Source organism: Mucilaginibacter sp. SMC90 (genome assembly GCF_022811725.1).
GTDB lineage: Bacteria > Bacteroidota > Bacteroidia > Sphingobacteriales > Sphingobacteriaceae > Mucilaginibacter.
This window is the reverse complement of the sequence record NZ_CP094527.1, coordinates 7960239-7980773: the sequence shown is the minus strand read 5'-3', so window position 1 is coordinate 7980773 and position 20535 is coordinate 7960239. Positions and strand designations below refer to the sequence as shown.

Genomic DNA, 20535 nt, shown 5'->3' with positions numbered 1-20535 from the left:
TTACTTAGGCAGTTATTGCCTGTTTTTTCCTCAGCCTCATCCCAAGTAAAAATAATATACCAACGCCCGCCAGCACACTCCCGCTTTGCGGAATATAGTCTCCGTGTTTAACGTAAAATGTAAGCTCGCTGTTAAGGTTGATATCCTGTTTAATGGCGGTTTTGGTCCACCATTCGGTGTGCTTAACTATGTCGCCGCGTTGGTTGATGAAACCGGAAATACCGGTATTGGCCGACTGGCATACCCAGCGACGGGTTTCAATAGCGCGAAGTTTGGCGTAGTCTAAATGCTGGTCTTTACCAGATGTGTTTTCCCACCAGCCATCGTTGGTAATAATGGCAATAAATTGTGCCCCTTTTTTAACGGAGCGGGCAATATAGCCTCCCCATATCGATTCATAGCAAATAACAGGATCAACGCCGATGCCGCTTTGCGAGTAAAGTACTTTCGCATCCTTGTCGGGAGCATAGTTGCCGGTAGCTCCGCCTAAATGCTCAAAAACAGGTTTAAGAAACGATAGTGTTTCGCCAAAAGGCATTGATTCGGCCCCAGGTACAAAGCGCGATTTGTGATACGTTTGGATGCGGTCGCCGTTTTCTAAGTTGAGGGCTGTGCTGTAAAAATCAGCAAACTGGTCGCCGCCAAATGGTGATGGAACCGCTGTTGGCGTAGCCCTGTTGTTATAAAGCCTGTACGTTTCGGCACCGGTAACCAGGTTGCCATTGGGGTACTTGCGTAAAAAAAACTGGGCTTGCTTAACAAAGTTGTTTTGGCCTATCTGGTCTTCATTAATATAAACAGGTGCTGGAATGGCCGTTTCGGGCCAGATAAAAAATTCTGTATTAGGTTGAGCCACCTGCCTTGAAAGATGGATGAGGATATCAACCTGCAAAGCAGGAGGGATGGTGCCATCTTTTTCATAGGGATCGATATTAGGCTGGGCAACAACAATATTTGATGGATTTACTTCCTCAACATAATTGCTGTAAACGGATAATGAGTAGCCGATAGGCACTATGATAACAATCAGCAAAGCTGCAGACAATGACAATCGGGTGTTTTTAGCCTGTGCTTCGCGAAAGCCAGTATAAATTAAAAAAGCCAGGATATTCACAGCCCAGATCCATACCGTACCGCCGTATACGCCGGTATATTGATACCATTGAACCCACTGATGAGCTACGGCAAAACCATTGCCAAGTGTCATCCATGGGAAATAAAGGTCCCAGCTTTGGTGCAGATATTCGTACCCTATCCAAAAACAAACCAGGCCAATGAGTGCTATCCAGCGGGGAGCAACCAGCCTGAAGCGGTAATATAACCAGAAAGCGGCAGCCATCAGCAACGGCCCAAGCGAATAGGGGATAAGCGTAATAGGGACGGCCACCAGTTCGCCAACTATTTTAAGCGCGTTATAAACCCAATAAACGGATAATGAGTTCCAGATAAAAAAGCCTATGAAGCTTAAATTAAAAACCCGTTTACCCTTTTTGGGTTTATCATCATTAATGATGTTTTCAATAGCCAGCAGCATAGGCACAAAGCCTATAAAAAGTAAAAAGGTAGTATAAGGGGTAGGCGGCCAGGCTATCCACAAAAGTAAGCCCGATAGTATGGCTAATGGTATGTTTTTTTTCATGTAGGGTAATATCCTCGCAATGACGAGTTTATTTATTTACTTATATTAACTATGTCATTGCGAGCGCAGCGCGGCAATCGCACTGAAGCAAAGCAGCCCTGTATAGCATGCGATTGCTTCGTACCTCGCAATGACATGGTTTGTGCTTATAGGCTACTCTTCCTCCTCGTCCCTGTCATACTTTCCCTTTGCAGGTTTAGCTGCCGCACCGGCAACACACATTACAAACTCGCCTTTCATAGGGTGTGTTTCAAAGTACTGTTTTACTTCAAGCACAGTACCCCGCACGGTTTCTTCAAACATTTTGGTAAGCTCGCGCGATACCGAGATCTGCCTGTCGGCCCCGAAATAAGTTGCCATCTCATCCAGCGTTTTTAACAAACGGTGGGGCGACTCGTATAGTATGATGGTCCGCTCTTCTTCGGCCAAAAACTTATACCGGGTTTGGCGGCCTTTTTTCAACGGCAAAAACCCTTCGAAACAAAACTTATCGGTAGGGAAGCCGGAATTAACCAGCGCGGGTACAAAAGCTGTAGCACCTGGCAGGCATTCCACAGCGATATTAAACTTTAAAGCCTCTCGTACCAGGAAAAAACCCGGATCGGATATAGCGGGTGTACCTGCATCAGAGATAAGCGCGATATTTTTCCCTTGCAGCAAAAACTTAATGATCTCGTTGCTTGATTGGTGCTCATTGTGCTGATGATGTGCAAATACTTTTTGATGGATCTCGAAGTGTTTCAGCATCGGGGCAGAAGTGCGGGTATCTTCGGCCAGTATCAGATCCACCTCCTTCAACACGCGGATAGCCCTGAAGGTCATATCCTCCAGATTACCTATCGGGGTGGGGACTAAGTATAGTTTACCTATTGGGTTGTTCATGGTTCATAGATCATAGTTCATGGATATTGGTTGATGGTTTTTAAATTTCATAAATCAGCTATGAACTATGAACCATAAACAATGAACTAATTATATCTTTGCCTAAAAAATAAAATAATGCTGCAAGTTAGTTATATCCGTGATAACCGGGAACAGGTTTTGGAACGTTTGGCTGTAAAAAATTTTAAACAGCCCCAACTGGTTGATGAAATAATTGAACTGGACGACAAACGTCGCTCCACTCAAACCAGTATGGATAATGTTTCGGCCGAGGCCAATGCAGCTGCAAAACAGATTGGCGAGCTGATGCGCGCCGGTAAAAAAGAAGAAGCAGAAGGTCTTAAAGGCAAAACAGGTGCCTGGAAGGAAGAGATCAAAAAGCTTGGTGAACTGCTTACTATTACCGAGGAAGAGTTATATCAAAAATTAGTATTGCTGCCTAACCTGCCTCATAGCTCGGTGCCTAAAGGCTTAACTCCCGAGGATAACGAAGTGGTGTTAGAGAACGGCATAAAACCCGAGTTACCAGCTGATGCTTTACCACACTGGGAGCTTGCTGCAAAATACAACCTGATTGATTTTGAACTGGGCGTTAAAATAACCGGAGCCGGTTTCCCTGTATATAAAAATAAAGGTGCTAAGCTGCAACGCGCTTTGATCAATTACTTTATTGACGAAGCCGAAAAAGCAGGCTACAGCGAAGTAAGCGTGCCTTTAATGGTAAACGAAGCATCAGGTTTCGGTACTTCACAATTGCCGGACAAAGAAGGGCAGATGTACCATGTAGGTGTTGATAACCTGTACCTGATCCCTACTGCCGAGGTACCTATCACCAACCTGTACCGCGAGGTGATATTAAAAGAAGATCAGTTGCCGGTACGTAATTGTGGTCATACGCCATGTTTCCGCCGTGAAGCGGGTTCTTATGGTTCGCACGTGCGCGGCCTGAACCGTTTACACCAGTTTGATAAGGTGGAAATTGTAACTATAGCCCATCCCGATAAATCATACGAAATTTTGGAGCAGATGAGCAGCCATGTGCAAGGCTTGTTACAAAAATTAGGCTTGCCATACCGCGTATTGCGCCTTTGCGGTGGTGATATGGGTTTTGGCTCGGCGTTAACCTACGACATGGAAACCTGGAGCGCGGCACAGCAACGCTGGCTGGAAGTTTCATCAGTATCAAACTTCGAAACTTTTCAGAGCAACAGGCTTAAACTGCGTTTCCGTAATGCCGATGGTAAAACCCAATTGGCACATACATTGAATGGCAGTGCGCTTGCCCTGCCTCGTATTGTTGCTACGTTGTTGGAAAACAATCAAACTGAAAAAGGAATTAAAGTGCCGGAGGTACTTGTGCCTTATACTAAGTTTGAGTGGATAGATTAGTTCCCCGGCCTCTAAAGAGAAAATATAAAAGCCCTGGAAAGTTGATTTTCAAGGGCTTTTATATTTTATAGCGCTACTGCAAGCGTCCCCGCTTGTGGTCATCATGCCTTGTATGCCGGCATCTTTAAAATGGCAATTGCCTCATTGGCAAGATCATCTGTAAAGCCCATTGAAGGGCTGGTTAAAACAAGGTTACTCTTTATATATTCAGGCAATCCGTTTAGCATCTTATCGTCGTCGATAATTACAAAAGGTTGATTAGGCCGATGCTGGTCTTGATACCATTCTGTTATTTCCTCAGCGCGTGTTTTCTTTAAGCTATCAGTAGTAAGTCGCTGAACTTTTGTTGGGATAACTCCCCGGTATTTAAGCATGGTTCTCCATTCTGCAATGGTATAGCTCAATTTGCGAGACGTTGTTAATATAACAGATGCATTGGTTACCGCAAGAATACGTTGAAGTGCTTTAACTGCTCCCGCGTTGAATACAGGAAAACCATCATCCATAAATTCGGGTTTTCTCCACGAGTTAGACGGAATCAATACACCATCTCTAACAAAATCAACATAGAACTAATATTTCCTGTAAACGTTATAAAGAATATTCAGGTCCAACTGTGTCATAACCGGCGTCTCATCACTCTGCACAAAGTGGCGTTTAAAGGCAACTATGGCTACAGGAAGGTTACTAATATCATAGCCAATCAGTTTAAGCGCGGTAGCATAATCAAAATTATCAGGCGGAAGCTCAAGCAATTCCTCCCGCCAAAAGCCGAAGCCTTTTTGGGCTAATAACTTCCATGGAAAAAGAGGGCCCGGATCGGGCTTGCGTAATGGTGCAATATCCTGGTGCCCGATAAAGTTAGCTTGCGGAATATTGTATGTTTTTTTGAGTTGTGCCAGCAAAGCCAGCAGGCTTTTAACCTGTATATCATTAAAAGGCTCGTGCCCGTTATTGTCAATTTCAATTCCGATTGAACAACTGTTCATATCGCTGATGCTGCCCCATTTGCTGATGCCGGCATGCCAGGCCCGCAAATAATCATTAAGCATATGGTAAACTTTGCCGTCTTTACTTACTACGTAGTGTGCGCTTACCTGGGGTTCTACTAAGGTGAAAGTATTGAGGGTTTGCTTAACCGAATCCTGTGCCGTGTAGTGAATGATCACATAATTAGGTTTTCGGAGGTTAAAGTTTACGGTGCCAACCCATTCTGAAGGAATAGCCCCGCCTGCGCTATCTATCAGCATGGCCGGTTGTTCTCTGCTGATGACTTCGACTAACGAATCGGTTTGGGTGTGATAAAGCTTATTGGTTGCAGCATAAGGTTGTACTTTAGGCGAGCATGCGCTAATGGCGGCTATAACTGCGATAAATAATAAAGTGTATATATTTTTCAAACCTTGATTCTCCTGATTTAAGGATTTATCCTCACGACTAAACAAGTATACAAAAAACCTTGATCCATTTGATTTAAAGACTTTCTGATTTTATCAGGTAATCCGCAAATCAAGCGAATCAAGGTTCAGATAGGCTATCCCATTTGAGATAGCCTGTCAGGTTTATATTTTCCGCAGCTTATATAGCTGTCGACCGTCTTATTACACCTAACAGCAGGGCAATAACAGCTATTACCAGCAAAATATGAATAAGGCCGCCAACGGTTGTAAAAAATACGCCAATTGCCCACCCTATAATAAGGATGATTGCAATTATATACAGGAGTGAGTTCATAATACTTTGTTTTAATTAATGATTTTCATAGATATCTTTATAATAGTTGAGATGGCCGAAAAGTTTTAAGTTTTGCATTTTTTTAAAGCAGTACAATCATTTAAAAGGTTGTTTTGTAAAGATTTAATCCTGGTGTATCTTTAAGCTCCCTTACCTCAAAAAACAATGAAATATATATTGCTGCTGATATGCCTGTTGCCTGCCGCACTTGTTAACGCTCAGTCAAAGCTGCCTGTAATTAAAGCGACATCAAAAAGCGTAGCTATTAATGACGGCGGTTTTTTGGATAAAAACGCGTGGTCGCTGTCGCCAAAAACAAGACCGGATGTTTATACCGCTGATAGGGCCCGGACAACAAAGTGGGTTACTTTTTATACCGATATCGATTCGATAAGGGTAAAAGTTAAACCCGGTACCCGGTATAATTTCATTATCGTGCTTAACGGCAAGGATTCATGTTACACACAAATAGCAAGCGCCATACCTCCGGCAGGTAAACAGGATGCCGTTATTAGCAAAAATGATACTATCCCGTTTAAGCTTACAGCCTATAATGCCATAGCTGTAAAAGCTGTTATAAATAATACCGACACTTTAAACCTGCATTTTGATTTGAGCTCATTTGATTTTCATTTAACAAGGGATGCGATCATAAAAAGAACAAAGCTATTGCCAAACAATGCCGATGTGTTGGCTGGTAATGCCAAGCCTAACTTTAATGAAATGAATAAGGCCCAAAAACTTCAGATGGGCACAGCTGTTTGGCAAAACCAGGAGATGCTTTCAACGGGTATAACTTCGTATGGGATGGATGGCCGTTTTGGGTGGAATTTATTTGAGGGCAAGCAGGTGGAGATTGATTACGATAATAACCGCATAATAGTTTACAACAAATTGCCTAAAGGGTTAAAAGGGTACGAACGGACTAAGATGGGCTTTATGCGTGGATTCCCTTATGCCACTGGCGAATTTGAAATAAGGGGTAAAAAATATACCGGCAATTTTTCGATGGATACCGGGTCTGATCAGTCATTGATCCTGGATAGTGAATGGGCCACCAAAAGCAATTTTCCGGCCGACCTGAAGGTTATCAAAGCATCCACCATCAGCGATCCGCGTGGGGTAAAATATGAGATGAAAATAGTGGAAACGCCATTGTTCAGGCTCAATGGCTTTCCGGTTGCCAATGTGCCCGCTATTATGCTGAGCAACAAAAACCCGATGGGGTTCCAAATAAATTACTTAGGTAACGGGTTGTTAAAACGCTTCAACATGATCATCGATTTTAAGAACGATTACCTGTACCTGAGGCCCAATAAATTATCTGCCTGAATTTAGTTCCCGGCGGGTACAGCCCAGCTTTGTTCGTCCAAAACCGGGTTCACATCCATGCTGTCGTATTGGATATTAAGCTTTTGCTGACCGCTTGTTGTGGCCTCATGATAAGGAATTGTAATGCCCTGTACCGGCCGGAGATCTGATAGCATAGAGAACAAGGTTTTGTCGCCCACCTTATATCCATACGCCATCAGTTGGTTTTTATCATTTACAGCAAACACATATTCGTTGCCGTTTAGCTTGCATTGAACCGTGTACATATTATTGTTGGCAATTTTTTGCGTATTCACGATCTGCATTTGATCAAGCAATGATTTCCGTAATCCAATAACCCCGGTGTACAGCGCGGTTTTTACTTCGGCCACACTATTGGCCGGGAGATCGGACTTGTTACCGCTGCTCCATTGCCAACCGGTATTGCCTTCGGTTTGCTGCACAGAAACGGGCTTGCTGTTTTTCCATACCTCAACACGCACCTTGCTGTTAGTAATGTCAATTAGCTCAACAACTTTTAAGCCCGAAACTGAACCCGTTAAACGTGCGGTTTTCAATGCATTTAGTTTATCGCCGCCATGTATGGCATTAGCTTTTAAAAGTAATGTTTTTCCATCTGGCACGGCGGTGTTGCCGGTATTTGCAGGAGCGCCCTCCTGAGCATTTTTAGCAGTGGTTGATGGTTTTACATCGTTATTGGTGGCCTGGTCATTATTGTCTACAAAAAACACCCGCCCGTCAACTACAGCCATGCGGGTTTTACCGCCCATGTCGCAAAAAAAGCTGTGCAGTTCGGTATGGCCATCAGTATAGGTAAGTGTAAGTACCCCCTTGTTTATTTTATAGGTACCACGGCCATCTTTACTGCTCGAACTGCCGCCGCCAACATTTTCGCCGGCAACAACCGAGCCCGAATAACGCGAATTACTAAAATGCCCCTGGCCGTCGAAATTTAATCCCTGTGTGCTTAAAGCGCCGACATAAGTTGTACCGTAAGCCGCGCCGCCACCACCCATTGCACTGATAAATGAATAGTAACCAGCCGGTATAACATTACCCTGAAGCTTGAACAGCTCATGCGCGTAATTAGAAAGACTGCCATATTTTGTTATTGTGTAAACAGATGAGCTTTTGGTATATTTAAGATTAACCTCATTATTGTTCACCGTGTATTTGCCACTTACATTGGTTTGCCAATCCGCGCGGTTAAGTACATCATTGAAAGTGCCATCTGGCCTAAACATTACAGCAACATCCCGCCTGTTCATCCCGCCGCCAAATATCGGGCTTGGCGAAAACTCACATCCGGCATAAACACCATCAAGTTTTACTTGTGCAAAAATATCATTTGAACAGCAGGAGAAGACAGCAAGCGCTGCCAGCAGGAATTGTTTCATAGGGCTTCGGTTTTTTTGACTTAAACCATATTCTCCGGCTATTGTTTGTGGAAATATTTTAATTAATATGTAATTAACGCTGACGAAAAGCCCAATTTCCTCCCTGGGGTTTAAGTTTACCCACAAGCTAAAATTTAAATAGGAGGCACCTACGGAGCCCAAAAAATGCTTTTTTAGAGCTATAAACACGTGGCCCCGCTGGGGCCGGCAATGCTTTATACTATGACCAGTATTCCAAACCTGTAATTTGGCCTCAGAGAGGCCCCCTGTTTATAGATAAATTCAAAGAAATAGTCGACTCCAGCGGAGTCTGCTAATTGTAAACTTGATTTCTCAATCCTGTTTAGTGCACACTTAGATTTTGTAGGTAAACTTAAAGCCCCGGGAAGGGAATGGCGCAAGGCCTCAATTTGGTATTAGAATTTTAATAAAAAACGGCCGAAAGGAATAAACCCTTTGCGGCCGCTCTTAAAAAACTAATAAATGGTTAAGCTTTTTCTGCTTTTGATGCCTGGTTAATGCCAGCTTCGGCAATTTGGGTGAGCAGGCCGTCGCATGTTTTTTCTTCCTGCAGGGTTGAATCAAGCAGTTCTGCGGCATGGTCATAGCCCAGTACACTGGCCAGGGTGCGGAGCGTGCCATACGAAGCAATTTCGTAATGCTCAATTTTTTGTGCGGCCGAAATAATTCCGGCATCGCGGGTGATGCTTCCTTTTTCGGTTTCGGCTACAATTTCTTCGCCTTCTTTAATGAGGCCCGCCATCGCTTCGCATTTTACAGCTACAGCTTTTTGACCGATGGAAGCAAAAGCATCTTCCAGGCGGATGATCTGCCGCTCCGTTTCGGATTGGTGATTTTCAATAGCAGAGCGTAACTCGTCAGAAGTAGCAGCTTTGGCCATTTTAGGCAATGCTTTTGAAAGATGTTTTTCGGCCCAGTAGATGTCTTTTAGCTCATCGATGAATAATTCGTTCAGGGCCGATTCCTGTACGTTGTTAGTTTGCTCGGGGGCTTTTACTTTAGTTGTTGCCATGATAGATGTTTTAATGTTTTTGTGGGATAGCATCTACAAACAAAAAGCCAAATTTTATTTATTTAACAAGTAAATTAATTATTAGGATAATTTAAGTGGAGTTTAAAGCTGCAATTCCTATCGGGATAGAGCAACTGAAGGCCATGGTTTACAACTAAAAGTTCTAAAAAGCATACATCATGCCCAATTTTAAGGAATCTGTTAATCCTATTTTGCCTTACGACTTAATCACGCTCCTTTTTTAGTTTTTAAACTTGCCATCAATTGATCATACAGATCGTCGCTACCGGTTTTACGTGGTTTAAGCTTTTTAACTTTGGCTCGTTTACCCTTTGATTTGGCTTCGATGATTTTGAGCAATTCATCATTATACTCGTCTTTAAATTTAGATACGTCAAAATCTTCGGCATACTGGTTTATAAGTGTGAGGCCCATGTCCAGTTCTTTTTTGCTTACATCTATTTTATCGGGCAGGTTGAGATCTCCGGTATCGCGAATTTCCTGGGCAAAGCGGATTCGGGTTACTACCAGCACGTTTTTAAGCGGATGAACAATACACAGGCTTTCGGTACTGCGTAAAACAAAACGCGCCAGTCCCGCTTTTTTTGATTTGGTTAATGCCTGGATGAGCAAGGCATAGGCTTTATTGTTTTTGGTATCAGGCTCCGTATAGTATGAAGTTTCATAAAACATGGGGTTTACATCGGCAATATCAACAAAGCTTTCAATTTCAATTACCTTGCTTTTTTCGGGTGCAGCATCTTCAAAATCCTGCTCATCCATAATAACGTAATCTTCATCAAGCTTATAGCCTTTAACAATCTTATCATAAGGTACTTCCTTATGGGTGTTTTCATTAACCCGTTGATAGCGGATACGTGCATGATCGCGGCTATCCAGCATATCAAAATCAAGCGAGCTGGTTTCAACCGCCGAATACAATTTTACGGGGATGCTTACGAGCCCAAAACCTATCGAACCTTTCCATATCGATCTCATAACCAAATGTCATTAATGTGCTGTTATATAACCATAAAAGGGGTAAAGGGTTTGAGAGTACAGATGTGTTATCAGAGTTCATAAACAAAAGTGGGATATTGCATTATTCCTATTTCCGTTAGTAAAATGCGTTAGCTGCCCATGCAAAACACCTTCGCTTTATTTGCAAGCATACCAGTGGTTTAGTAAATAATTGTAGCCTTGCTGTTACATATTAAACTAAATGCTCGTTACCTTAGTCATAACATCAAATAAATTACACATGAAAAAGCTATTTATCCTTGCCGCACTATTAGCAACTACTGTTGGAGCATTTGCTCAAAACGTTGACCTTAGGCGTAAAATTGAAGTTACCGGCATTGCCGAGCAGGAGGTTACTCCTGATATTATAAACGTAACCATATCACTACAGGAATACATGGATGGCAAAAAACACATCGCCATTAATGATCTGGAAGATCAACTTGAAAAAGCCGTTAAAGATGCCGGTACCCCGGCTTCCGACTTTACAGTGAACAATGTATCGGCCTGGAACAATACTTATCAAAAGAAAAAAGCCCCCGATTTTTTGGCCAGCAAACAGTATGGTTTGCGCGTACGCGATCTGAACAAGTTTAACCAGATTATGTCAAAAATTGATCCTAAAGGTATCCAATCCACCAATATTGAAAGCTATGACTATTCAAAAATGGCCGATTTGAAACGTGATCTGAAAATAAAGGCGCTGCTTGCTGCCCGCGATAAAGCGACTTACCTGCTGGCTGCTCTTGGCGAAAAATTAGGCGGTGCTATTAACATTACCGAAAGTGATAACAGCAGCTTTCCTCAGCCACGTGTTTATGCAAACACGATGATGTTCAAAGCTTCGGCCGATAGCAATGTTGGCGATTCGGATATCAGTTTTAAAACTATTAAACTTAACTTCCAGATTCAGGCGGTGTTTGAGATTGTAAAATAGCCCTCTAACCCCCTAAAGGGGGAATAAAAAATGTAAAGCCTCTGTCAAAACAAACAGGGGCTTTTTTCATTATCATGTATAAAAACGCTCCCTTTAGGGGGCCGGGGGGCGACAATATGCAATGGTTTGGCAGACGCGAAAGCGATAATGTTAACGATGAACGGGGCAGCGGCGGTGGCAGGATAGCCATAGGTGGCGGTGTACTTGGTTTAATAGCTGCTGCAATTTATTTTTTTACCGGGGTTGATCCTTCAGCCCTGCTTAACCAGGTGGCAACCAATCAGCCCAGGCAGGAGCAAACAGCCAATAACGGCCCCGAGGACGCGGGCAAGCACTTTGTACGCGTAGTTTTGGCTGATACCGAAGATATCTGGACAAAACTTTTTAGCGATATGGGCAAAACGTACGAAAAGCCGCAGCTAACTATATTTAATGATTACGTACAGTCGGCCTGTGGTACAGCAAGTTCGGCAAGTGGTCCGTTTTATTGTCCCGGCGATTCGCAGGTATATATAGATATTTCTTTTTACGATGAACTGAAGAACCGTTTTGGAGCGGCCGGCGATTTTGCACAGGCGTATGTAATAGCCCATGAGATAGGTCATCATGTGCAAAATCTTTTGGGCATTTCTCAAAAAATGGACGCAGCACGCTCAAGGTTAAGTGAAGGCGCATATAACAAGCTTTCGGTGAAACTGGAGTTACAGGCCGATTTTTATGCTGGTGTTTGGGCGCACTACGAAAAAAGCATGAAAAATGTGCTTGATAAAGGAGATATTGAAGAGGCCCTGAACGCGGCTAACGCCATCGGTGATGACCGTCTTCAAAAGCAGGCCCAAGGACATGTTGAGCCGGACAGCTTTACCCATGGCACCAGTGCCCAGCGCATGTACTGGTTTAAAAAAGGCTATGAAACCGGTGATATTAACCAGGGAGATACTTTTGGTAATGGGGATTTGGATTGATTAGTTCATTGGGGGGGTATAGCTTAGTTCAAGTTTTGCGCGATGGTAAAGGAGCCTTGGGTAACTTGGACGAGTTTTGTGGTAATTAACTCACATCGTCGCCCTCTTGGCCGGGCGGGGGCCAGTTACTTTACCTTAGATGCAAAGTAACCAAACATCAAGACAAAAAAATGCTTCCCCCCGCAGGCCATACTCCCAGGCCCGCTTTTTTGTCGGGCCGACGCACTTTTTGTTAACCCTTTCATCAAACCATGTCATTGCGAGGAGCGAAACGGAAACGAGCCTGGGCGCGACGTGGCAATCGCATACTATACAGAGTGGCCATGCTTCAGTGCGATTGCCACACTATCGCTTGCAATGACATGGGTTTTATTATTCTTGTTTCTTGACTCTAACCGTCTTACTTCTTTCCTCTCCCCGTCGGCAGGTAAGCTTCGGGCGAAAGCGGGTAGAACAATGGCGGGTGGTGCGGCTGCAGGGGCATAGCAAGTTTTTGCAGATGTGAGGGCCTGTACAGGCAGGGAAAAATAATTGCAGCCCGTGGTTCTGTCCGGTTTTCAGGGTAAAGGCCTGTGCTGCAGATAAGCCTATCTGCTGACTTGAGTTACTCACTATTGTTTTTTGTTACAGCGTTCGTTATCTCGCTATAGCTCGGTCTTGGTTACTTTTGTGTCAAGACAAAAGTAACTGACCTCCGCCCGGCCAAGAGGATGACGATGTAAGTTATTACCACCAAATCTCGTTAAAACAGGTTAACCCCAAAGCTCCATCCAACCCAGCCACTCCAGTTGCGGTTGTCATTAATAAATGAATGATGCAGGTCCCGCACATAGGCGTAGCCATTAACAGGCGTGCGCTGATCTGAATAGAGGAAATTTAAAGATGGTCCTGCAAAGATGGAGAACTTGCGGCTTACCTTGTAAGTAAAATCAAGGTTGAATTTATTAAGCTGGTTTGTTTTTAGCCAGGTGCCCTGGTACAGGTAACTCGAACCGATTTCGGTATTGATAGCCAAGTGCCGGCCTAAACCGAATTCCCGCCCAAAGCCCAATCCAAATGAGTATAATTTACTATTGCCATCTACCCGCATACCACCCTGCCAAATGGTGTACAGTTTATTGTTGCCGTTTTTGAAAGCTAGGTTGATGTTCTGTGTTTCGTTGGTGGAGATAGCGAGCTTATGATAGCCGCTGTTGATGATATTCAGCAAGCCAATGCTAAAGCCCGACGATGTATCAGCAATGTTTACCAGTGCCAGCTGTACACCGCTAAGATGCTTGGCATAATTGAAAAGCCCTGCAACCTGCAGGCCGCTGAACTTTTGCTGCGCAATGTTTCCGATACCGCCCAGTTGTAAAGCATCAGAATTTTTACCGGCGATATTACCTATCGCACCCAATTGGATGCCCCGCACCGAACCACGTGTGTGGTTATAAAGTGCCGATAACTGCAGGCCGTTCATGTTTTGCTTTACGCTGTTATGCAGCAGCGCCAGTTGAATACCCCGCACATTACCAAGTACATTGTTGTACAAACCGCCAAGCTGAATACCATTTACCGAACCGCCAACCACATTAAAGATCCCGGCTATCTGCACTGCACCAACATCGCCTTTATCTAAATTGAAGATGATGCCCATTTCAAAACCATCAACCCCGGCATTATAACCGCCAACGGCATTGAGCGAAACAACGTTAACTACCTGTCCGCTGAAGTTGCCGTGGGTGCTTACGCCCGGTATGGCCGAGGCCTGGAATGGAGCCTGGGCAATCAAGCCGCCCAGGTTGGCAGCCTGGATCTGTTGCTTGGTTGAGAGGAATAGCTTACCCAGTGAAGTATTTTCGACGCCCGAATAATCATCACTAAGGATATAACCCAGCAGGCTCTTTTTTTTCAATGTAGTGTCGGTACTCCTTACGGTAACATCGGCCAGGAAAGTGACAGTGGTATCCTTATAAAATTCCCTGCTGATGGTGAGTGTTATTGGCTGACCTTCGTTACGAAGGGTTATATCAAAGTGCCCTTCTTTATCGGTTAATACCGATTGCAATTGCTCATGCGAGTATACGCTGGCATTGGCCAGTTTGTGTCCCGACCGCTCGTCTGTAACAGTGCCGCTGATGTTATAGCTATCGCCTTCGGTGGCGGCTTTGTCGGTAACTATGGTAAGTTGCAGGGGCGCGTATCGCAGGATAATAAAATTCTTCGTTTCCCTGTATTCAAAGCGGTAGCTGAGCATATGGTCAAGTACTTCTTTTATCGTCCAGTTATCGGCACTGATACTAACCAGGCTATCGGTTTTTACAATGTTGCTGTTGTATGAAAAGTAGAAGTTGCCTTTTTGCTCGATGATTTTAAGTACCGTGCCCAGGCGCATTTCGGTAACGTGTACCGATATGTTTTTGGAAAGAATAGAATCAGCACGGGCGGTTAGTGCTGTAAGGAGCAGCAGGAATAGGGTATAGTTTAGGTAACGATGTAGTTTATACAACATAAAATATCTAACGTGTATATTAAATTATGTCATTGCGAGCGAAGCGCGGCAATCTCGTAGCCAATGCCTGTCGAATAAGCATGTCGTTTATGCATGCCGACGAGATTGCCACGTCACGCCATACACAGCCTCACGCATGCTCCTCGCAATGACATGGTGTAGGAATTTTTTTCCGCTACTTCAACACAATTCCCTTTTTCCCGCGCTCCACCTTGATCTTGAACGTTTCGGAGATCACCAGCAATACCTGATCTAACGATTGGTCTTTAAACACCGTAGTAATAGGCAGGTTGGCAATGGCTTTATTCCCGACAACAATGTTGGCCCCATAAATTTCATTCAGTGAACCTACCAGTTCATGCAGCGGGGTTTCATCGCAAACCAATTCATGGGTTACATAATAATTATACAGGCGGCCTTTGTTATTTTCTTTAGCCAATAAGCCATCCTTTTTTGTAATAAGAACCTTTTCGCCCGGGTTAAGGTTTACATTTTTGCTCTTCTCGCTTACGTTAACAATGCCCGTTTCCACAATTACCAGCGTTTTACCGTCGCGGCTTTTTATATTGAATGACGTGCCAACAACCCTAACCGTTACACCGTTCACCTTAATTATAAAAGGTTTTGTTTTATCGGGTGTAACTTTAAAAAAGGCTTCACCCAGCATAGTAACCGGGCGAATGGTGCCGGTAAATTTTTCCGGATAAATAAGGGTGCTATGACTGTTCATTGTTACTACCGAGCCATCGGGCAGGGTTTGTGCGCGGGTTTTCCCTTTGCTATCTACCTTAACAAAAGCGATGTTTTGGTTATCGTAGTAATGGCTAACAGTTAGCCAGGCCACTGTACAAATCAGCAATAGCGATGCTGCAATACCTACCCACCAGCTTGTTTTCATTTTGCGGACCTGTGCAGGCTGTGCTATAGTTGGTGCTGTATTGTTCAGCCTTTTTTGCAGGCGCAGATAGGCCGCATCTTCATCCACATTTTTGGTAGATGCTATATGCTGGCTCTCGTCCCAGATCAGTTTAAAATTATCATATTCCTGCCTGTTAGCAGGTGTGGCGGCAATCCAGTTCTGTATAGCTTCCACCTCGGCGGGCGTAGCTTCGCCAACCAGGTATTTCACCAGCAAATCATCATCTATGGGCATACCGGTATAGCTCATACAAACCAATTAATAAATAACAATAAAATTATGGGTAAAAATTCGGCCAGTTTCTGGCGCATTACCCGCAGCGCTTTGCCCATCTGGTTTTCGATGGTTTTGATCGAAAGCCCCATCTGATCGGCAATTTGCTGGTATTTAAGCTGCTCAAACCTGCTCAGCTGAAAAATGATACGGCACTGCTCGGGCAGTTCGCTCAGGGCTTTTTCAATATGCTTTTGCAGTTCGGCAGTGAGTAGTTTTTTTGAGGCCAGTTCACTGCTGCTGTTCTGCTCCATTTCATCGGCATAATAAACGCCGAAATTGGCGCGTACCTTCTGATGCTTTAAATAGTTCAAACTTTCGTTATGTACGGAGCGGTACAGGTAGGCCTTGATACTGCCGTCGGTTTTAAGCTGATCGCGTTTTTCCCAAATGCGGCAAAATACGTTTTGTACTACCTCTTCGGCCATTTCATCATCCTTTAAAAAAGTGTAGGCATAGGCGTGCAGGCTTTTAAAGTGATCTTTAAAAAGCCGCTCAAAAGCCTTCTGGCTTCCCTGTTTAATTAAATCAATGGCCGTGCTATCGCTATATTCCACTTTTAGAGGGGAGATGTTAGCGCTAAAGATAGCTTGTTTGGCCGTTAAATTCATAGAGCCCAAATGTTAAAAATAAATCAGGCCAGCTGAATCTGGATGGTATACAGCGAATGGTGAATGTCTACCTTGCTGCACACGCCATTGGTATAGCTGTAAAAGTTATAATTACCATCGGGCAGATCGATGCGGTATACATGCGGGCTCACCTGCTTAACCTGTAAAAATTGCTGAAAATTATCAGAGTACACCTGCGCCTGGTCGTTGGGTTCATGGCAGTACAGCAGCATGAGGTTGGCGGCAATTTGTTTTTGATCAACTGTTTTGCCGCATTTGCCCTCGGCAATGGTTTGGTAGCCCGACGCAACGGCTTTAGTTTGGCGGTTGCACTTTTCTGAGCCATTAACATTGCGGCACACCAGCGAGTTTATGAGCTTACCATTGTTAAAAGTGCTCTCCTCCTGAATGTCAACTTTAACACTGAAAATGAAGCGCATTTTAACTTCCGAGATCATTTTGAGGTACAGCTCATCACCCTGACGTTTTTGGTACAAGTTCATGTGACCGACCACCTTACCGCTGTGCAGCACATTGTATTTAACCGTTTGTTCCTGCGCCAAAGCGCCGACTGAAAGGCATAACAACGCCAACACCACGACCACTTTTTTCAGCGGACCGAATATTTTTAATACCGGGAAGGTTTTGTTGCGGAAGTAGGGGAGGATATATTTTTTAAATAACCAAATTATTAATGCGGGTATCATGGGTAATTATTTTAAAGTGATTGAATAAAGCTTTTAACGCGTTTACTTTATTACAACACTCTAAACTTTTACCCCTATGCCTTTGCATTATTTTGTTTTAATTAATTACTACTATATCTATCGGTATTATAGATTACAAGTGTAGTAAAAAAAACTAATAATTACAATGGGTTTGGTATAAACAGATTGGATTAAAAGTTTAAATAATATTTAACAATCGGCACATCCGCTTCCGCCCAATCCAAAGCTAACAATTCATCTTTAGATAGCCATTTGAAATCAAGATGCTCTTTAAGCGTGATCTCGCCTAAAATAAGCCTGCAAACAAAAGGGATCAGTTGTATAGTGATATTAGGATATTGATGGGTGTTGGCGGGCTGGGGTGCCACAATTTCAATATCCACGTGAAGTTCCTCCTTAATTTCGCGGATGAGGCAGGCTTCGGCAGTTTCACCGGGTTCAATTTTGCCGCCGGGGAACTCCCATTTTAACGGCAAACTCATGGTCGGGCTTCGCTGGGCAGCAAAAACAAGTCCGTCGGCATCTACAATAATAGCGCATGTTACTTTGATCACATTTCTAAGATAGGGGTTTTGGGAAAAAAAGAAGACTATTTGAAGCAAGAAACAAGATTAATAAAACCATGGCACCGTGAGTGGCGCGTGGTAATAGCGCGGAAGTATTGCTGGTTATTGCAATACCATGTTTGTTTGAACCCCGCCCGCACAATACCTGCCGGGGCGGGGCCGTTTAATAGTTGCCACCCGGCTCGGGGAGCGTGGCATCAACGTTGTTTCCAATTCCGAACATTTACCTTATTTTCGCCCTGATTTTGTGGAAAAGAGTAATCAAACCTTATTAAATAAAACTACTGTGCCCATACTGCAAGTTGGAGGGAAGGCCCTTACGCTGAATGATTTTTACCAGATAATTTTTAAAAACAGTGTGATAGTTCCCGACGAACAGGCGCTGAAAAGGGTAGAAGCCAGCTTTAATTTTCTTGGCAATTTTTCATCCAATAAACTCATTTATGGCATCAATACAGGCTTCGGCCCGATGGCGCAGTATAAGGTGAGCGATGAAAACCGGCTGCAATTACAGTATAATCTGATCCGCAGTCACGCATCTGGCGGCGGCAGTTTAATGCAGCCACAGCTGGCTAAAGCGTTGATGCTTGCCCGGCTTAACAGCTTTATGCAGGCACACTCCGGCGTTCACCCCCAACTGGTAAACCTCCTTGCCGAACTCATCAACAAAAACGTTGCCCCGTGCATATTTGAGCATGGCGGCGTAGGTGCCAGCGGCGATCTGGTGCAGTTGGCACACCTTGCTTTAGTTTTAATTGGCGAGGGTGAAGTGATTTACAATGATGAGATAAAACCAACCGCTGTAGTTTTTGAGCAACTGAACATTCGGCCTCTTCAAATTCATATTCGCGAAGGGCTGGCCATTATCAACGGAACTTCGGCCATGACGGGGATTGGGTTGCTGAACATTATCCGGGCTAAAAAGTTGCTGGGCTGGTCGGTAATGTTATCAGCCATGATCAACGAGGTGGTGAGCGCTTTTGATGATCATTACTCGCACGAATTGAACAGGGTTAAACAGCATAAGGGGCAAAATGCCATTGCATCGCAGCTGAGAGATATTCTGAAGGACAGCCAAATGACCCGTAGCCGTTCAGAACATTTATATAACCCCGAAAATATTGACCAGGAAGTATTTGAGGATAAGGTGCAGGAATACTATTCGCTTCGCTGTGTAACGCAGATCCTCGGTCCGGTTTATGATACCATTGCTCAGGCCGAACAGGTGGTTGTAGATGAACTGAATTCAGTGAATGACAACCCGGTTATCGACCATGAAAGTCACAACATCTTCCATGGCGGCAATTTTCACGGCGATTATGTATCGCTGGAAATGGACAAACTGAAAATAGCGGTTACCCGCCTATCCATGCTTTCAGAAAGGCAGCTCAACTATCTGCTCAACGACAAACTGAACCAGAAATTTCCGCCATTTTTAAATTTGGGAGTGCTGGGTTTCAACTTCGGCATGCAGGGCATGCAGTTTACGGCTACTTCCACAGTTGCCGAAAACCAAACCCTTTCGTACCCGATGTACGTACACAGTATTCCGAATAATAATGATAACCAGGATATTGTAAGCATGGGCTGTAACGCGGCGTTGTTAACCAAAAAAGTGATCGATAACAGTTTTGAGGTGCTGGCTATCCAGGCCATGACCCTGCTGCAGGCTGTTGATTATCTTGATTGCGCAAACAGGCTATCAACCCAAACCAATAAAGTTTATACAGCGTTAAGGGCGATATTCCCTAAATTTATTGAGGATAAACCCAAATACCAGGACTTGCAACAAGTGAAAGCTTATTTTGAAACGGCCGAACTTATTTCCTGAATTATTAAACCTTTTAACACCAAAAATATCATATGAAATGTGCATTAGTAACCGGCGGCTCAAGAGGAATTGGCAGGGCCATTTGCTACAAAATGGCCGCTATGGGTTATTATGTACTGATTAATTATAAAGGTAACGTTGATGAAGCTAACAACACCCTCGAGCAGATCAAAGCTGATGGCGGCGAAGGCGAACTGCTTCAGTTTAATGTGGCCGACAAGAATGATATTCAGCAAAAATTAGGCGGCTGGATAGAGACCAATGCCGATAAGTACATTGAGGTTTTAATAAACAATGCCGGTGTTAAAGATGATGGCCTGATGATGTGGATGACAGATGAGCAATGGGATGGCGTAATAAACACCAGCCTCGGCGGGTTCTTTTACGTTACCCGCCTGGTGCTTAATAATATGCTGGTTAAAAAATATGGCCGAATTGTTAACGTGGTATCGCTTTCGGGCTTAAAAGGCTTACCGGGGCAGGTGAATTATTCGGCTGCTAAAGCAGGTGTTATTGGCGCTACCAAGGCATTAGCACAGGAAGTTGGCCGGCGGGGAATAACTGTAAATGCAGTGGCTCCGGGTTTTATAGCTACCGACATGACAGCCGGGCTTGATGAAAAGGAATTGAAAGCGATGGTACCGCTAAAAAGGTTCGGCACCCCCGAGGAAGTGGCGCATGCGGTAGGCTTTTTAGCATCGCCGGAGGCGGCTTACATTACGGCAGAGGTACTTTCGATTAATGGAGGATTGTATTCCTAACACCCTAAAGTCCTTGCGCTCGTT

Annotated in this window: 19 protein-coding genes; 6 read left to right on the top strand and 13 right to left on the bottom strand. The window is 44.0% G+C overall.

Annotated elements, in window-relative coordinates:
- Positions 1 to 4: 4 nt before the first annotated feature.
- Both lnt and rsmI read right to left on the bottom strand, forming a co-directional pair.
- Positions 5 to 1639 carry an apolipoprotein N-acyltransferase gene (gene lnt, locus MTO98_RS33465; protein ID WP_243484057.1) on the bottom strand — a complete coding sequence of 545 codons (1635 nt, stop codon included), beginning with the start codon at positions 1637 to 1639 and terminating at the stop codon, positions 5 to 7.
- Positions 1640 to 1792: 153 nt separating this feature from the next.
- The gene (gene rsmI / locus MTO98_RS33460) at positions 1793 to 2521 is read right to left on the bottom strand and encodes a 16S rRNA (cytidine(1402)-2'-O)-methyltransferase (RefSeq protein ID WP_243484055.1); all 729 of its coding nucleotides are present in this window, start codon (positions 2519 to 2521) and stop codon (positions 1793 to 1795) included.
- A gap of 117 nt (positions 2522 to 2638) precedes the next feature.
- On the opposite strand from rsmI, the gene serS reads away from it, so the two are divergent.
- Positions 2639 to 3910 (top strand): serine--tRNA ligase, encoded by a 1272-nt coding sequence (gene serS, locus MTO98_RS33455; protein WP_243484053.1) that lies wholly within the window; start codon positions 2639 to 2641, stop codon positions 3908 to 3910.
- A gap of 101 nt (positions 3911 to 4011) precedes the next feature.
- Here the strand turns inward: serS and MTO98_RS33450 are convergent, their stop codons facing one another.
- The 3 genes from MTO98_RS33450 to MTO98_RS33440 all read right to left on the bottom strand — a co-directional run bounded on the left by MTO98_RS33450 (position 4012) and on the right by MTO98_RS33440 (position 5644).
- Entirely contained in the window at positions 4012 to 4416 is a 405-nt protein-coding gene (locus MTO98_RS33450; RefSeq protein ID WP_243484051.1) for an HAD domain-containing protein, read from the bottom strand.
- 66 nt (positions 4417 to 4482) lie between these two features.
- Positions 4483 to 5310 carry an N-acetylmuramoyl-L-alanine amidase gene (locus MTO98_RS33445; protein WP_243484048.1) on the bottom strand — a complete coding sequence of 276 codons (828 nt, stop codon included), beginning with the start codon at positions 5308 to 5310 and terminating at the stop codon, positions 4483 to 4485.
- Positions 5311 to 5488: 178 nt separating this feature from the next.
- On the bottom strand, positions 5489 to 5644 hold the full coding sequence (locus MTO98_RS33440; RefSeq protein WP_243484046.1) for a lmo0937 family membrane protein: 156 nt from the start codon (positions 5642 to 5644) through the stop codon (positions 5489 to 5491).
- 165 nt (positions 5645 to 5809) lie between these two features.
- Here MTO98_RS33440 and MTO98_RS33435 point away from each other — a divergent pair, with 165 nt between their 5' ends.
- The gene (locus MTO98_RS33435; protein WP_243484044.1) at positions 5810 to 6976 is read left to right on the top strand and encodes a hypothetical protein; all 1167 of its coding nucleotides are present in this window, start codon (positions 5810 to 5812) and stop codon (positions 6974 to 6976) included.
- A 2-nt stretch (positions 6977 to 6978) separates the two neighbouring features.
- Here the strand turns inward: MTO98_RS33435 and MTO98_RS33430 are convergent, their stop codons facing one another.
- The 3 genes from MTO98_RS33430 to MTO98_RS33420 all read right to left on the bottom strand — a co-directional run bounded on the left by MTO98_RS33430 (position 6979) and on the right by MTO98_RS33420 (position 10405).
- Complete coding sequence (locus tag MTO98_RS33430) at positions 6979 to 8373, bottom strand: hypothetical protein (protein WP_243484042.1); 1395 nt, start codon at positions 8371 to 8373, stop codon at positions 6979 to 6981.
- A gap of 487 nt (positions 8374 to 8860) precedes the next feature.
- Positions 8861 to 9406 (bottom strand): ferritin-like domain-containing protein, encoded by a 546-nt coding sequence (locus tag MTO98_RS33425; RefSeq protein WP_243484039.1) that lies wholly within the window; start codon positions 9404 to 9406, stop codon positions 8861 to 8863.
- Positions 9407 to 9634: 228 nt separating this feature from the next.
- Positions 9635 to 10405, bottom strand: a complete 771-nt coding sequence (locus MTO98_RS33420) for a Ku protein (RefSeq protein ID WP_243484037.1) — start codon at positions 10403 to 10405, stop codon at positions 9635 to 9637.
- 262 nt (positions 10406 to 10667) lie between these two features.
- Here MTO98_RS33420 and MTO98_RS33415 point away from each other — a divergent pair, with 262 nt between their 5' ends.
- Both MTO98_RS33415 and MTO98_RS33410 read left to right on the top strand, forming a co-directional pair.
- Positions 10668 to 11363, top strand: coding sequence for an SIMPL domain-containing protein (locus MTO98_RS33415; RefSeq protein WP_243484035.1), 696 nt, complete (start codon positions 10668 to 10670; stop codon positions 11361 to 11363).
- A gap of 74 nt (positions 11364 to 11437) precedes the next feature.
- Positions 11438 to 12328 (top strand): neutral zinc metallopeptidase, encoded by an 891-nt coding sequence (locus tag MTO98_RS33410; protein WP_371825395.1) that lies wholly within the window; start codon positions 11438 to 11440, stop codon positions 12326 to 12328.
- Positions 12329 to 13070: 742 nt separating this feature from the next.
- Here the strand turns inward: MTO98_RS33410 and MTO98_RS33405 are convergent.
- The 5 genes from MTO98_RS33405 to MTO98_RS33385 form a co-directional block, all read right to left on the bottom strand.
- A complete protein-coding gene (locus MTO98_RS33405) occupies positions 13071 to 14822 on the bottom strand; it encodes a carboxypeptidase-like regulatory domain-containing protein (protein ID WP_243484032.1) in 1752 nt (583 codons plus the stop codon).
- Positions 14823 to 14997: 175 nt separating this feature from the next.
- A complete protein-coding gene (locus MTO98_RS33400; RefSeq protein ID WP_243484030.1) occupies positions 14998 to 15990 on the bottom strand; it encodes a FecR domain-containing protein in 993 nt (330 codons plus the stop codon).
- Positions 15987 to 16625: an RNA polymerase sigma-70 factor gene (locus MTO98_RS33395; protein WP_243484028.1), complete on the bottom strand. Its 639-nt coding sequence runs from the start codon at positions 16623 to 16625 to the stop codon at positions 15987 to 15989. Before MTO98_RS33395 ends, MTO98_RS33400 begins: the two co-directional genes overlap by 4 nt.
- 23 nt (positions 16626 to 16648) lie before the next feature.
- Positions 16649 to 17332: a DUF6134 family protein gene (locus MTO98_RS33390; protein WP_243484026.1), complete on the bottom strand. Its 684-nt coding sequence runs from the start codon at positions 17330 to 17332 to the stop codon at positions 16649 to 16651.
- Between the two features lie 191 nt (positions 17333 to 17523).
- Positions 17524 to 17907 (bottom strand): (deoxy)nucleoside triphosphate pyrophosphohydrolase, encoded by a 384-nt coding sequence (locus MTO98_RS33385; protein ID WP_243484024.1) that lies wholly within the window; start codon positions 17905 to 17907, stop codon positions 17524 to 17526.
- A gap of 298 nt (positions 17908 to 18205) precedes the next feature.
- Between MTO98_RS33385 and hutH the strand changes: the two genes are divergently transcribed.
- Both hutH and fabG read left to right on the top strand, forming a co-directional pair.
- Positions 18206 to 19750 carry a histidine ammonia-lyase gene (gene hutH, locus MTO98_RS33380; RefSeq protein ID WP_243484022.1) on the top strand — a complete coding sequence of 515 codons (1545 nt, stop codon included), beginning with the start codon at positions 18206 to 18208 and terminating at the stop codon, positions 19748 to 19750.
- Positions 19751 to 19782: 32 nt separating this feature from the next.
- Positions 19783 to 20511 carry a 3-oxoacyl-ACP reductase FabG gene (fabG, locus tag MTO98_RS33375; RefSeq protein WP_243484020.1) on the top strand — a complete coding sequence of 243 codons (729 nt, stop codon included), beginning with the start codon at positions 19783 to 19785 and terminating at the stop codon, positions 20509 to 20511.
- Positions 20512 to 20535: the final 24 nt, after the last annotated feature.